15 protein-coding genes and 1 pseudogene are annotated in these 13363 nt (G+C 34.6%); 15 read left to right on the top strand and 1 reads right to left on the bottom strand.

Annotation, left to right across the window (positions count from 1 at the left end; translation table 11 throughout):
* Together ACYU87_RS26805 and ACYU87_RS26800 are read left to right on the top strand one after the other, a co-directional pair.
* Positions 1-935 (top strand): hypothetical protein (locus ACYU87_RS26805; RefSeq protein WP_461137085.1); only part of this gene is annotated, 935 nt, incomplete at its 5' end.
* Positions 936-1543: 608 nt separating this feature from the next.
* Complete coding sequence (locus ACYU87_RS26800; RefSeq protein WP_461137084.1) at positions 1544-1858, top strand: hypothetical protein; 315 nt, start codon at positions 1544-1546, stop codon at positions 1856-1858.
* Between the two features lie 143 nt (positions 1859-2001).
* Here ACYU87_RS26800 and ACYU87_RS26795 read toward each other — a convergent pair whose 3' ends face one another.
* Positions 2002-2511: a hypothetical protein gene (locus ACYU87_RS26795; protein WP_461137083.1), complete on the bottom strand. Its 510-nt coding sequence runs from the start codon at positions 2509-2511 to the stop codon at positions 2002-2004.
* Between the two features lie 262 nt (positions 2512-2773).
* Here ACYU87_RS26795 and ACYU87_RS26790 point away from each other — a divergent pair, with 262 nt between their 5' ends.
* From ACYU87_RS26790 to ACYU87_RS26730, 13 genes and pseudogenes are all read left to right on the top strand, one after another.
* The gene (locus ACYU87_RS26790) at positions 2774-3151 is read left to right on the top strand and encodes a VOC family protein (protein ID WP_461137082.1); all 378 of its coding nucleotides are present in this window, start codon (positions 2774-2776) and stop codon (positions 3149-3151) included.
* 307 nt (positions 3152-3458) lie between these two features.
* Positions 3459-3842: a BfmA/BtgA family mobilization protein gene (locus ACYU87_RS26785; protein WP_461137081.1), complete on the top strand. Its 384-nt coding sequence runs from the start codon at positions 3459-3461 to the stop codon at positions 3840-3842.
* A gap of 4 nt (positions 3843-3846) precedes the next feature.
* Complete coding sequence (locus ACYU87_RS26780; protein ID WP_461137080.1) at positions 3847-4149, top strand: DUF5712 family protein; 303 nt, start codon at positions 3847-3849, stop codon at positions 4147-4149.
* Positions 4071-4619: pseudogene (locus ACYU87_RS26775) on the top strand (DUF5712 family protein); the annotation flags it as partial. The gene ACYU87_RS26780 and the pseudogene ACYU87_RS26775, both read left to right, overlap by 79 nt.
* Before the next feature lie 218 nt (positions 4620-4837).
* Positions 4838-5176, top strand: coding sequence for a hypothetical protein (locus ACYU87_RS26770; protein ID WP_461137079.1), 339 nt, complete (start codon positions 4838-4840; stop codon positions 5174-5176).
* A gap of 799 nt (positions 5177-5975) precedes the next feature.
* On the top strand, positions 5976-6236 hold the full coding sequence (locus tag ACYU87_RS26765) for a hypothetical protein (protein ID WP_461137078.1): 261 nt from the start codon (positions 5976-5978) through the stop codon (positions 6234-6236).
* An 11-nt stretch (positions 6237-6247) separates the two neighbouring features.
* Positions 6248-6511 (top strand): hypothetical protein, encoded by a 264-nt coding sequence (locus ACYU87_RS26760; RefSeq protein ID WP_461137077.1) that lies wholly within the window; start codon positions 6248-6250, stop codon positions 6509-6511.
* Positions 6512-6559: 48 nt separating this feature from the next.
* The gene (locus ACYU87_RS26755) at positions 6560-7618 is read left to right on the top strand and encodes a glycosyltransferase family 2 protein (protein WP_461137076.1); all 1059 of its coding nucleotides are present in this window, start codon (positions 6560-6562) and stop codon (positions 7616-7618) included.
* Positions 7615-8460 (top strand): hypothetical protein, encoded by an 846-nt coding sequence (locus ACYU87_RS26750; protein WP_461137075.1) that lies wholly within the window; start codon positions 7615-7617, stop codon positions 8458-8460. Before ACYU87_RS26755 ends, ACYU87_RS26750 begins: the two co-directional genes overlap by 4 nt.
* Before the next feature lie 14 nt (positions 8461-8474).
* Entirely contained in the window at positions 8475-9473 is a 999-nt protein-coding gene (locus tag ACYU87_RS26745; protein ID WP_461137074.1) for a hypothetical protein, read from the top strand.
* A 17-nt stretch (positions 9474-9490) separates the two neighbouring features.
* The gene (locus tag ACYU87_RS26740) at positions 9491-10684 is read left to right on the top strand and encodes a lanthionine synthetase LanC family protein (RefSeq protein ID WP_461137073.1); all 1194 of its coding nucleotides are present in this window, start codon (positions 9491-9493) and stop codon (positions 10682-10684) included.
* 31 nt (positions 10685-10715) lie between these two features.
* Positions 10716-12017, top strand: coding sequence for an HlyD family secretion protein (locus ACYU87_RS26735; protein WP_461137072.1), 1302 nt, complete (start codon positions 10716-10718; stop codon positions 12015-12017).
* 53 nt (positions 12018-12070) lie between these two features.
* Positions 12071-12808 carry a CPBP family intramembrane glutamic endopeptidase gene (locus tag ACYU87_RS26730; protein WP_461137071.1) on the top strand — a complete coding sequence of 246 codons (738 nt, stop codon included), beginning with the start codon at positions 12071-12073 and terminating at the stop codon, positions 12806-12808.
* Positions 12809-13363 lie beyond the last annotated feature (555 nt).

The raw sequence follows: 13363 nt of genomic DNA, 5'->3' as shown, positions 1-13363 counted from the left end.
AACGCCTTGGTTACGAGGTCGCCAAACAACAGGGCGGCCGGAAGTGGTATCGTTACCGGAATGAGAAAACGGCGTCTTTCGTCCTGTCCAAAGATGGCCTGGCCTGGTTCGACCACGGGACTGGAAAGGGTGGCAATATCATCGACCTGGCTATGATGGAGGCCGGCACCGATAGCGTGCATGATGCTTTGCAATTCATCGAAAAAACGGTAGGCTTTATGTCTTATGCCATTCCGCCGATCCGCCATAAGTTGCCCGTCGTGACAGAAACCGCTTATACCGTTGAAGCCATCCGCATCATGACCGATCAACGCGGTGAAACCTGGTGCCGCAGCCGTGGACTGGATATTGACGCGTGTCGACCTTACCTGTCTGACATCTATTTCAACCGAGCCATTAAACCACTTTCCAAGCCCCTTTATGCGGTGGGCGTACCAAACATTTTTGACCAGCCTGACAAGCGCTGTTTAGAGATGCGCACCCAGCTAAATGGTGGTCCGTGGATCAAATCGAGCATCGGCCAAAAGACCATCACTGTGTTTCAATCAGGACGCGAAATTACCCCGTGGTATCTGTTCGAGGGTCTGCCCGATTTTTGCACTTTTCTAACACACCGCCGACCCACTATTAACGAGATGAGTTTCCTAATCCTGAACGGGGTCGGCATGACAAGCCACGCCATTGATTATTTGAAACAGCAGCCGACCGGGTCTCTAACGTTGTGTCCGCAGCATGGCAGTCAGGGCAGTTTAAAGAGCTGCGAAGTGTTACAAGACTTTGTTGCCGATAATGGCTGGAACAGTGGCAATATCGATTATCCAGCAGACAGCTATGACTATAATGCGTGGCACATGAGCAAGAAAGGCTTGAAGCCGATAGCTGCTCCATCTGCGTCAGGACTGAGATTAAAGTCAACGCTCAATCTAAAGCTTTAAATCGATGGGTGCATTTGCCGTTTCGTATAAATGCGAGTGACTCTCCATTATAAATTGACTCAATAAAATTGCTTACCAGCTACGTTTTTGCGTCATATTAATGGAACATACATGAACTCCGTACGCAAACTCTAATTTCCGAACTGGAATAAGCTATTGGCCGACTTAAACGCCTTTCGGCAGCTCATAGTCAGATCCCCCTTAGTATGGAAAACAATACGGCTCGAAAACGGCTGTATGACCGGTTCAAGCAGGAGAGAGCCCAGTTCTTTATGGTCTACGGGCAAGACAGATCCTTTCGCTTAGAAGTTTTAAATCCAAACCTGTTTCTCGAATTCAATCAATATCTAATCGACCATGTGTGCGGCACTGATGACATTCATCGATCTCCCACCTTTATAGAATACCTATTCATAGAGGAGCCATGAGTTTTAGCTCATCAAACGAGGAGCCAGGCCAACTTCTTACTAGATAGAGTTCTCGTCAAAAAACGGTTTCGTACACAGTTTTGTCTCGTTGGTCCACAGTTTTGTCCTGTTAGTACACCCTTTCTTAATTTTTGAGTATAGGCTGCGTTATGTATTCTTAACAAAAACAGCTTTACTCATATGGGGTTTTTTAACTGGTTTGGTCAGACTTCCAGCAAGAGCCAGGCCGACGAACTAAACCGGGCGATAGCCGGAGAACTGATTACTATTGATTGGCACGAGGAGGATAAGAAACAAACTGCTGCCTGGATTGCTGAACGGAAGGCTTTAGCCGCCCAGGAGCGTCTGGAGTTAAGTGAAGGAGCGAGGTACTGGTTCGATCAGAACGAGAATGAAGAAATCAATCGGTTGGAACATTCCATCCAATGGAATGAACAGATCATTGCTCACGCCAAGAACGTTATTCTTTATCGTAAGCAGCAGCTATGCCGGTAAGTATTTCTAAAAATAAGCCTGAGCTGTGAAGAGGCAGTTCAGGCTTATTTTTAGAAATACCTGTGTAGGGAACTGAAGTGCAAAGTGTGGTGAACTCTTATTAGATACGACGCGAAGTGATCCTGTAGAAGAATAAGCCGGATCTAATTAGTTTTCCCCTGCTGACAAAGTTGGACAGACTCCTCCAGTTTTTGCTTAATCTGGCGTACTAGTGACTCATCGGTGGTAGACAAATTCAGAGAGGTGGTGTTGTCTTTGTTATTTTTGTCTTTGCTGTCCTGGTTGAAAGAACCACCGAAGCCGCCCACATTCATAGCCATTTTCACTTTGTCAGCTGGCACATCCAACAGAAGCGTATACTGACCATCCTTGTCTTTTTTATAACTGATTTTGCGAACATCTTTCAATAGCCAACCCATATGCATCCCTATGGACACATCTTTATCTTTGGCATCTAAATTCATGTCCATCTGACAGCCCTTAAAGCTAAACTTAGGTGCCTCATTGTCCTTCTTATCTTTAATAAGTTGATCCAACTGTTTCTCCAACCACTGCCCATTTTTAGCCAGTGTTTGTGCTTGAGCTGGTTGTAAGGATACGAACGTAAGACAGGTGAAGGCTACCGCTAAAACGGATTTGATTGACATTTTCATGTTGTTAGCTATTAAGGTGAACTAGTCAATTTGATAGGTTAAAGGTATACTACAGTACTATGCAAAACAAACTAATGGTAGACTATTAATCTGGGATTGAAAGTACCAGCTATGTCAGCTATGATCTAAAAGCGCAAAGCGTGGTGTTTTGCCCCCCTACGGTGTGTAGCGTGGTACGGTCTTGGTGAAAAGCAAGTCAACAACGTAAATAGATTACGTTTTGGTAGAACTATCATTGACAAACTAATAAACTCCATTAGAGATGAGAAAAGTAACCGGAATAGGCGGCATCTTCTTTAAGTGCGACGATCCTCAGAAAATGAAAGACTGGTACGCTCAACAACTAGGATTACCGGTAAGTGATTATGGTACGATGTTTAGATGGCGTGATGCTGATGATTCCACTAAGGAAGGGACAACGGTTTGGAACGCTTTTGACAAAAACACCACATATTTTGAACCATCCAAAAAGGACTTCATGATCAATTACCGAGTCGAGCAGCTTGAAGAATTAGTGGAGCAGTTAAGAAGCAGTGGAGTAACCATCTTAGACGAAATAGCCGTTTATGACTACGGCAAGTTTGTTCATATCCTAGATCCCGAGGGTAACAACATCGAACTTTGGGAGGACATCAGTTAACGTTCTATCCTGACTTTATACACTACAATTAGTTCGTTCTAAATTACTTTCCTAAGAAGACAAAAGCGCGATGCGTATTGAGTTGCCCTCCTTTGGCGGGCGTCGTGACACGTGATGGTAGCCCGGCTTTGCCGTGCATCGTGGTACGGTCTTGGTAAAGAGCAAGCCGGAATGCCGCTACGCGTCATTCTTAGGCTTGCCTCGCAGGGTAATGTATTGACAATCAATGATATATAGTTTATATTGGCAATGAAATTTCAATGAAAATTGCGTAAACTATTGATTATCAATACTATTTTTAATTATTATGGCAATATTAGAGCACACTACACTAAGCATTGACAAGCCACTCGCCGATGAAATGGCCCGACTCGCCAAGAGTTACGGACTCACTAAGAAGGGTCTTTTGGTGGCCATGCTTCAGTATTTTAAAGCCACCAAAGCCGACCCCCGCGACCCGAAAACGGACAATCCAACGGACGCGATTAAGGCCCTTGACCGGCGGCTGATCAGCTTCATCAAGCAGCAGGAGAAAGAGCAACTACGACCCATCAAAGACGAGCTGATCTTAATCAGCCGTAAGCTCTACGAGATGGACGACCCGGCTAATGGGGTGGGTAAGGTAGAGCACTTACGGAAGATGAACGAACGACTTCGACTCATTGCCGAGAAAGTAGGCGTCAGCAGTTAATCCTATGTTCACTAATCTTTCTAGCCCCATCAAGGGTGCCAACTCGGGGAGTTGCCAGCGCCTGGCAGACTACCTGGAAAAGGAGAACAATCAGTTGGCACCTCATCAACGAGAGTACTTCTTTTTGGCGCACAGCGATAAAGTATCCGGGTTGGATGTGGTGCCAGCATTGACCAAAAAGGAGCCGCCCAGGGGCTTAAATCAGGTCAGGACCGGTTATATACCTTCACCATCGACCCCAGCCAAAAAGAACTCGCTCATATTGGTAACGATCCCGAGAAATTACGGGAGTTCACCAGGGGCGTGATGGAAAACTACACCCAAAATTTTGGAAAGGGGATTGACAGTACGGACCTGGTTTGGTTTGCCAAAATTGAGTACAGTCGCAGCTATAGCCACGACGATAAAGCGGTGCAGGAAGGCACGGCTCAAAAGGGCTAACCCAAAGAAGGGGATCAAACCCATGTGCACGTGATCGTGAGTCGTTTTAAAGAACGCGAGATGGAGCAACCGGGGTGCCGGCCACAGCGGAGTATGTCACTTTTCCCGTTGATCAATCACCGTCAGGCCGGGGGAGCCATTTGTAACGGCTTCGACAGAGTGAATTTTATCCAAGCCAATGAGAACCATTTTGATCAACAATTTGGCTATAAACGGGAGCTGACTGAAACGTTCGCCCATGCCAAATCCATTCACTCCGAGCACCAGCCTGATCGCTTAGCCGCCCGCGAGAAACAGATCAAAGACCAGATTCAACAGAACAGACTCCACACCTAAGAACGAACTATTCAACATCAGCAGAGCAACAATTCATCCAACTCGCTGAGTCGTTAAGATCATGAATGAAGATCAAAGCCTAGGTCGCCGTGTTTACGTTTCTGATTTGTTGGAGCGTTATCTGGCTCGCTTTTACCTCCTTGGGTGTTTATAAAAGCAAACTTTTGGGTGGTTCAGCTCGCTGAGTCACGCCCTAGGTAACCGTAGGCACGGCTGTTTTGGTAGCTTATGAAAATGTAAAGAAAAATAGGCATCAGCAAGACCAGACCCACCAGTGCTACCGGTCGTCGGATTCGTTAAGACGTGTACACCATCCTGACCCAAACCGCTCTTATCCCCGTATTTACATCACTAACCCGTTTCGGGGCATACTCATTATTTGGGGAGCCGGAGCGAGGAAGAACAAGAGCCTGATTGAGCCGATTATCCAGCAAACCATTCAACAGGGGCAGACCGGACTATTGTACGATTTCAAGTTTCCGAGCTTAGCTAGAGTGGCCACCAGAGCGAATCAAACCGGTCCCGGCCAATCGATCTACTATGTTAACTTCGATTAGTTGACGCTTACCCACCGGGTCAATCCCCTGCACCGGATGCAATGCCCACCCAAAGCCACGCCGATGAATACGCCCAGGCAATCATGTACAATCTAAAGCCCGAAGCCATCAAGAAGTCGATTTAGGATCAAACGTAATTGACTGCTCTAAATTATCGACGAATCCCGAAATGCGGGGCACTATCGCCAGTTTAAATGAATTCGTAAAGCGCAAAGCTGAATGCCAAACGGAGAGCGTAGTGTCCACTTTGCAAACTGCACTTCAATGCATCAACAGCAAGGAGATTGTCTGGATCTTATCAAGTAATGAATTTAGCCTCTCCTAAGACACTAAAGCCACCATTATAAAGCACATTTAAACGTACAGTATAATTATAAAGTATTGACAGTCAATAATATACGGCTAAAGTAAAATATTTAATGTAATAATATGTAGCATATTTTATTTTAACAAAGAGGTCATTATTGAATACTGAAATAATATAGTTTCACTAGAAAAGATGATGATAAATAGTATAATTTCATGATTATTGTTAAAATAATCTTGACTATAAAGAGTAGATAAAGAGAGAATATGTTTTTTATTAAGAGTTAAAAAATCCAACGAATTTGTAACTAAAAGTTGTTAAACGGGAACAAGTTTATTGTAAAAGTGTAAACATATGTAAAAATTATTCTTTAGAGATAATAAAAATATTACAGTATGACGCTGTATGTATATGTAAACAAAAACTGGAAAATATGAGAAGAAAAAAAGAAAGTTAGTTTAGTAATAACATTTTCAAAAACATTGTAAAAAAATGGAAAACAAGCCAGGATTAAAAAAACTTTCAATTAATAAGGAATTAATTGAAAAATTAAACAACAATCAAGAACAACTATTTGGTGGGTACGGAAATACAGTAGTAGTCTCTGCTTCAGCAGTGTGTTCAGGGGTATGTGAAAGCGCGATATGTACAAGCGTATTTTGTGGTTCACATTTCGCATGCGGGACTTCTGTTTGCGCAGCGGATCCTGGTGGATGTGGTAATTATAATTGTGTTGGTATAACCTTTAAATAATCTAAAAAAAAATGGAAAACAAGCCAGGATTAAAAAAACTTTCAATTAACAAAGAATTAATTGAAAAACTGAATAACAATCAAGAGCAACTATTCGGCGGATACGGTAATACTGTCATAGTGAATGAAAGTGCTGTGTGTTCAGGAATTTGTGAAAGTGCAATTTGTAGTAGTACTTTTTGCGGTTCACATTTTGCTTGCGGAACTACTGTCTGTGCAGCAGATCCAGGTGGATGTGGTAATTACAATTGCATTGGTATAACAATTAACAGATAATTTATAAGTGGGGCATTTTGTAATGCCCCACTTACATCTAAAAATATAATGAATAAAAAGATATCTTTATGTACAGTTTGTATGAATCGAACGTACCATCTAAAGAAAACATTAATTAAAAATCTTGAAGACGATTATGATAATCAAGATTCTGAGTATGTACTATTAAATTACAACTCAAGTGATGATATGGAGGACTGGGTGCGTAAGGAATTGCAGATATTTATAGATATGGGAAAACTTGTATATTACAGAACATACGAGCCAAAGTCTTTTTCTCAAAGTCATTCTAGAAATATGGCTTTCAAACTAGCTAAAGGAGATATTCTTTGTAATATAGATGCTGACAACTTCACTGGTAAACGTTTCTCAAATTATGTCATCAATTTATTTAAAAAAAGTAATGTTTTTTTGAGTGCAACTATTAATGGCGACGAATCAAAAGATACTGGTATATTAGGTAGAGTATGTTTATTGAAAGATGATTTTTTGAGACTAAGAGGATATGACGAAAGAATGAAAGGATACGGTTATGAAGATACGGACTTAAAATTAAGATTAAAGTCATTAGGTAATGAAGAAGTTTTTATAGACAAGCAATACTGCGGATACATACAGCACGAGAATAATGCAAGAGTATCGAATGAAGAACTTGCTTATTCCATAAAACTAATACTATTGAAAAAGGTAAACTACTATAAAAGTTATATATACTTTTTATATACTAACGGTGAGTGTGAGCAATATCAACTAGTTGATAATTACTTTGTAAAGTCAGATAATATAGAAAACTGTTTTTATGATAAAGGTAAAACAACTTGGAGACATGGTCTGCGTATGAATAACAAATTTTCGTGGACTGTTAAAAAACATGGAATTGAATTTAAGTCAAGTAATGGTGTAATAAGTTTTTTTTGCTTAAATGAATTCTCTATCATAGAGGCCAGAAACGATATTGAAGAAATGTATATTCTTAAATCAACTATTATAAATAGAAACTTAATGGAAAAAAGCGCTCATAAAAATGAAAATACTAAAAACTTAAGAGGTTTTGGTAAAGGCATAGTATTTAAAAACTTTAATTTGATTGACAAAATTACATTATGATAGCATATGCAAATGCACATACAATAGCCATTTACTATGGAGAAGAAAGCTGGCTTGGCATTATAGAAAACTGTTTAATACCGTATTTTGAAGAAATGAATCAAAAAGAATTTTCAGTAATTATGTATTTAAATAATTTAAAGGGTGAAAATATACAACTTAAATATATTGGAGATAGTAGCTGTATAAAAAAGCACATAAAACAAGCTAAAAAAATATTCTTAAAATATATAAATGAACATCCTTCTGAAAAAAAATTATTGTGTAAAGATTTGTATTTTCAAAATGTACCTAATAATAGCGTTCATTATATGAATATAATGATCGAAGAACAGGGAGTGTCCGTTAATGATAAAGAGCAAAAGCTTGTACTTGCATTAATAAAATCGTTGCCCCAAACTTTAATAAATCCATTATATAAAAAGGAAGATTTAGATAATTGTATTTTTGAAATTTGTTTAAGTTTAAACTTTTTATTAATAAAAAGTTTAAACTTAAACAAATTTTTTTGTGAAAGTATGTACCATAGTTTATTTAACCACAACTATTTAGCCAGTAATCATACGAATGATCACATTTTAAGTTTACAATTGGAATTTGAAGAAAACTTAAATTATTTGAATTATTTGTATTTGTCTGATGAATATATGCATAGTGAATATTATAGTATGTTCAGATGCTTTTGTACATATCTAAAACATAATACTGATAATATGGAAGAAGAGTACAGAAAGAATCTTTTAATGCTGATAGTTTCTGAAATAGACGTATTTTTTAATAAAAGATTTAATCAGTACTTATTTTACTTTATTTATAAATACTTTTATCAATTTAACGACTAAAATTTATTTAAAAAATGAACAATTTGACCCGCTTTCTTGCAAAAGAATTATCTGTGGATATTCAGGATTCCGAAAATAAAGAGATAGATTATAGAAATTCTTTTTCAACAAAAGATATAATATTTAATACATTCATAAATTATAGTGACGAAGAGAATTTAGAAGCTATCGTCACAATTATTAATTTTTACACGAATGCAGTAGAGGATATTAAAAGAGGAAAATTTAATGTTGCGAAAACAAAATTTGAGAATGCTGACTATTATTTAAACGAATTAGTTGAAGATGATTTGTCCTTCGCATTAGTGAATTGCTTTGCCATTCCAGCAAAGGCTTTATTGATGTATAATTCAAAAAATTATAAACTAGCTTTTCAAACTTTAAAAAATTCTTTGAAGTATTATGATACAATAATTGACTACAATCCAACTTTTTTTCAAGCATTCAAAATTACGCAAATATACCATATATGTAAAGTGTTGATCAAAGCAGATCATAAAATAGCTAGTTTTAAAATAATGACTAGGATTTTGGCTTATTTAGTTTTTGGAAACAATCCAAAATTAAAAGGTAATTTTGAAAGAAGATGCATATCAGATATGCCAAAACAAATACTTGATAGTCTCGTTGCAATATTCATTATTGAAATAATTTACGTTTTTGCTGAAATACAGTTAAAAAATAAAAGCAATGAGATAGAATATTTTGAATTTGTATATGACACTTTTTGTGACTTAAAACCGGATGGTTATGAACAATGCTTGTTGTATAACTGGCTGATAATTAAACAAAAATTTTATAAAGAAGATTATGATACTTTTGCTATTGAAGGTGCTAAGTTTTATAATAGTTTGAAGATAAATAACTTCGATATTATAAAATTTTCTCTTTTATTAGATTTTCTCAAGTTAAATGAATCCGTAGATAAAGATGATAATTATAACTTATTACTAACAAAAAAAAATAGTTTAAAACTAAAAAACAGTATTTTACAAATGTTGCAAACTAATTAAAAAGTTTCTCAGTAATCATGAGTAATCAGTTAGCTCTCAAATCGAAATATATTTATGGAATCGGTAAACAATATAATGACGAATTATTGAAAAAAATTGATTCATTTAAAATGCGAGATGGTATTTTGACTGGTAAAGCTGGTTATCTCTTATTGTTACATGCTTTATATAAAAAGAGTAATAGTATAGATTACTATAGAGCGGTCGAGAAACTTTCATCAGATTTGATTAATGATATTGATAATAAAAGGTTTATAAATGGATCTTATGCCGAGGGTTTAATAGGTGTTTTCTACTCAATGCATAAAATTATTAATAACAATTATTATACAATAAGTAATTCACAATTTGAATTAATAGACGAATATGTATACAAATGGACTGAAGAAAAATTATTAAATCAAGATTTTGATTTCATGTACGGTGGAATGGGTGGGTTTTTTTATTTAATGGGTAGAGTAGATAATAGTGATGTAAATAGGATAAGGATCAAAAACCTAATTAATTGTATAAATAATTCATCAATAAAACATTTGAATAGCATTCACTTTATAAATAAAAATAGAAACTTTAATGGAGATTATATAGCTACTGGCTTAGCTCATGGAATGCTTAGCATACCAATCTTGCTATTAAGAGCTTGTAATGCTAATATTGAAGTGGATTTATGTCGTACAATAATATATTCAATAATAAATTTTTATGATCAACTTTACAACGATAGATTAAATAATGATAAACAATCCATATTTCCACAATATATTAACAATAATACCAATTCTAAAGAATATATACCTAAATTGGCTTGGTGTAACGGAGATTTAATAATTGGTTATACGTATGTGGTAATTGGTAAATATTTAAATGATAAAGATTATTTAAGAAATGGAATAGAAATATTAAAAAAAACAGTATGCAGAAAAAATTACGAACAAACCGGTATAACGAATATTGAAATGTGCCATGGCTCTTCTGGAGTTTCTTATATATATAAGAAACTATATGACAAAACTGGCCTTGAATTATTTTACGATTCATATTCATATTGGTTTGAAGTAACTTATGATAAAATCTTTAATGCCGACAAGTATTTATACAAAGTTTTAGAGAACAACTTCTCTATATTGGATGGTCTGACCGGAGTAATGTTATCCATAGATGACGATTTTGAAATAAATTCTTTACTTTCCGACTTTATGTTGTTGGACTGATAAATACACTTGAAAGCTTAGTAACTGTCATATGAAAGATAAAGTACTAGAGGTATCTACTGAAAATGATGTGTACGTAGAGCATATCGAAAAAAAATATGATAAATCTTTTAAACTTTTAATTAAAGTTAATTCTATTGTAGTGTTAATTATAACGATAGTAATTGCATATTTTGGAATTATTATCAGCTATCCAGATGTAGTTAGTGGTGAAATGATTGTAAGAAGTAACATTAAGCCACAACCAATTGTACCTATAGTTGATTCGAAAATATCTCGTCAGGTAAAGTTTGATGGAGATAATGTAAATGTAAATGATATAATATTTTATCTAGAAACTTTAGCTGATTATGATGAAGTGGAAAGTCTGAAAACTTGGTTATCAAGCTTAACAGATCTATTAGCGAAAAATAATTTTCTTGATTATAAATATAATACAAAGTATGTGAAGAATTTAGGTGAATTGCAACAAAACTATGAAACCTTTTATATGAACTATAATTTGATAAAAGCTAATATTAATGAAAATTCGTACATAAATAGAATAAAGATTTTAAATGATGAACTAGAGGAGTTTAGGAAATTAGATTCTTCTCTAAATCAACAAAAGTTATATTTAGTTTCTGATTTAAAACTTAGCAAAGAAGAATATGATGCTTATGTTATGTTAGAAAAAGATAAAGTTGCTTCAAAATTTGAACTAAATTCTTACGAAAGTAGATACATAAGTAAAAGAAATTCCATCGAACAACTAAACACTAGTATTATTGCAAATCGTTTAAATATATCAAATAAGCAAAAAGAATTATATGATTTTAAGGCATCCATTAATGAAAAAAGGCTTTTATTACTAGAACTAATTGGTAAGTTGAAATCAGATATTGTAACATGGGAATCGACACATACTATAGTGGCTCCAATTAGTGGTGTGATTAGAATGACAAAGTCAATTAATGTTGGTGATATAATCACTAGAAGTAAAAATTACGTCTATATAGTAAACGATACTGGAGGGTATGAAGGAGAATTACTTGTTGCTCAAGATAATTTTGGGAAAATACAAATAAATCAGCTGGTTTTAATTAAAGTGAATAGTTATCCATCGCACGAATATGGATCTGTAACGGGAGTTGTAAATCAGATATCTTACGTAGCGAATGCAGATGAAAAAAAGTTTTTAGTACTGGTAAAAATACCATCAAGTGGTGAAACCTCTTACGGCAAGAAAATTGTCTTAAGAAATGGAATGACTGCGACAGCAGATGTAATAACAATAAGAAGTAATTTTTTTCAAAGAGTTTTTTATAGCTATAGAAAAATGTTACGTCAATAAAAATGCAATTGGTTAAAATTTTAAGTTGAAAGTCACATAAACGTCACCATGAAATGAGTTTTAAACAATTTAGTAAAATACTATTTATTAACATATTCATAATAATAATTATTAATATGTTCTTTTACTTTGACTTTGTTAAGTCACTCTTTAAGGATTATAAAATTTCTATTTCTATAAGTCTAATATTCTTAGCATTTCAAATAATTATTAATATTTATTTACTTAAAGACTATAAGTTATGGTTAACTAAAAGTCTTAATAAGAAGAATGTATTTCAAGGTGTAGTTGTGATAATAATTGTTCAATTTTTTATAATCTCACAAGTATTGTTTTTTTCAAATTCTTTATCTGTAAGAAATTTTGATATCAAGCTGTCCTTTTTTTTTATATTCATTTTTAATTCTTTACCAAATGCCATATTTGAAGAATGGTTGTTTAGATATTTACCTTATCGATACAGTAAGCAATTTTTAAGTCAAAGTGTTTCTTTAAGAATAGGTATTTTATCTTTATTAATATTTACGATCGTTCATATTCCCTCTTATATTTTTCAATATGAAATCAATCTAAGTCAGTTATATAGTGTTCTGTTAAATGGTATCTTTTTTTGGTTCATATATATTTCCACCAAGAATATATTTTTTACAGCGCTTTGTCATGCACTAACAAACCTACCTTTTAATATATATAACTCTCCATACTATTCAACTTATTTTTATTTTACAGTTACTATTATTTGTATAATATGGTTTATTAAGATTAAAAAAACTATTGATAATTCTGTGTAAACCAATCATTATGACATAGTTGCTGACTAGATAATTTTTAAGGTAAATCTTATTTTATAAATGTTATATATTTGAGCAATAGATTATTACAATCCTGATTTTTATATACAACTATAACTCTTTGAATTAACTCATGATAAATATAATCACTTGCTTACGGACGATAGATTCTACCATTTGAGGACCTTCTTCAAGTCTATAATTTATTTTTATTAGTCTATGTATTGTTGAAGACTATATTATACATATTTCCTTTCAATTGATTTTATACAAGTTCAACGGAATTATATCCAAGACTTTAAGTTGGTAAACGTTCTATATGGGTACTTTAAAAAAGGCTTTAACTGCTCCATGTTGAATCGATAGCCATTTTAAGTTACTTACAAGTCTTGCCTTCGATACAGATTTTAAAGTTTACTAGAGAAACATGCAATCTCTTTACATTTAAAAAACCCGATCTTGACCAGAAACATATAGGCTTATAAGATAAAGATTGATAATACAACTTAACTTTTCTAATCAGTATAACAAGTAGATATATTTATCCATATGTGG

This window comes from Spirosoma lituiforme (genome assembly GCF_054776635.1).
The sequence above is the reverse complement of the archived record's forward strand: the minus strand, read 5'-3'. Positions and strand labels throughout refer to the sequence as shown.

Excerpts from the sequence above, each read along its gene's own strand:
- ACYU87_RS26735 (WP_461137072.1), top strand. The coding sequence starts at position 10,716 with ATGAAAGATAAAGTACTAGAGGTATCTACTGAAAATGATGTGTACGTA.
- ACYU87_RS26745 (WP_461137074.1), top strand. The coding sequence starts at position 8,475 with ATGAACAATTTGACCCGCTTTCTTGCAAAAGAATTATCTGTGGATATT.
- ACYU87_RS26785 (WP_461137081.1), top strand. The coding sequence starts at position 3,459 with ATGGCAATATTAGAGCACACTACACTAAGCATTGACAAGCCACTCGCC.
- ACYU87_RS26755 (WP_461137076.1), top strand. The coding sequence starts at position 6,560 with ATGAATAAAAAGATATCTTTATGTACAGTTTGTATGAATCGAACGTAC.
- ACYU87_RS26780 (WP_461137080.1), top strand. The coding sequence starts at position 3,847 with ATGTTCACTAATCTTTCTAGCCCCATCAAGGGTGCCAACTCGGGGAGT.
- ACYU87_RS26760 (WP_461137077.1), top strand. The coding sequence starts at position 6,248 with ATGGAAAACAAGCCAGGATTAAAAAAACTTTCAATTAACAAAGAATTA.
- ACYU87_RS26730 (WP_461137071.1), top strand. The coding sequence starts at position 12,071 with ATGAGTTTTAAACAATTTAGTAAAATACTATTTATTAACATATTCATA.
- ACYU87_RS26740 (WP_461137073.1), top strand. The coding sequence starts at position 9,491 with ATGAGTAATCAGTTAGCTCTCAAATCGAAATATATTTATGGAATCGGT.
- ACYU87_RS26795 (WP_461137083.1), bottom strand. The coding sequence starts at position 2,511 with ATGAAAATGTCAATCAAATCCGTTTTAGCGGTAGCCTTCACCTGTCTT.
- ACYU87_RS26765 (WP_461137078.1), top strand. The coding sequence starts at position 5,976 with ATGGAAAACAAGCCAGGATTAAAAAAACTTTCAATTAATAAGGAATTA.
- ACYU87_RS26790 (WP_461137082.1), top strand. The coding sequence starts at position 2,774 with ATGAGAAAAGTAACCGGAATAGGCGGCATCTTCTTTAAGTGCGACGAT.
- ACYU87_RS26800 (WP_461137084.1), top strand. The coding sequence starts at position 1,544 with ATGGGGTTTTTTAACTGGTTTGGTCAGACTTCCAGCAAGAGCCAGGCC.
- ACYU87_RS26750 (WP_461137075.1), top strand. The coding sequence starts at position 7,615 with ATGATAGCATATGCAAATGCACATACAATAGCCATTTACTATGGAGAA.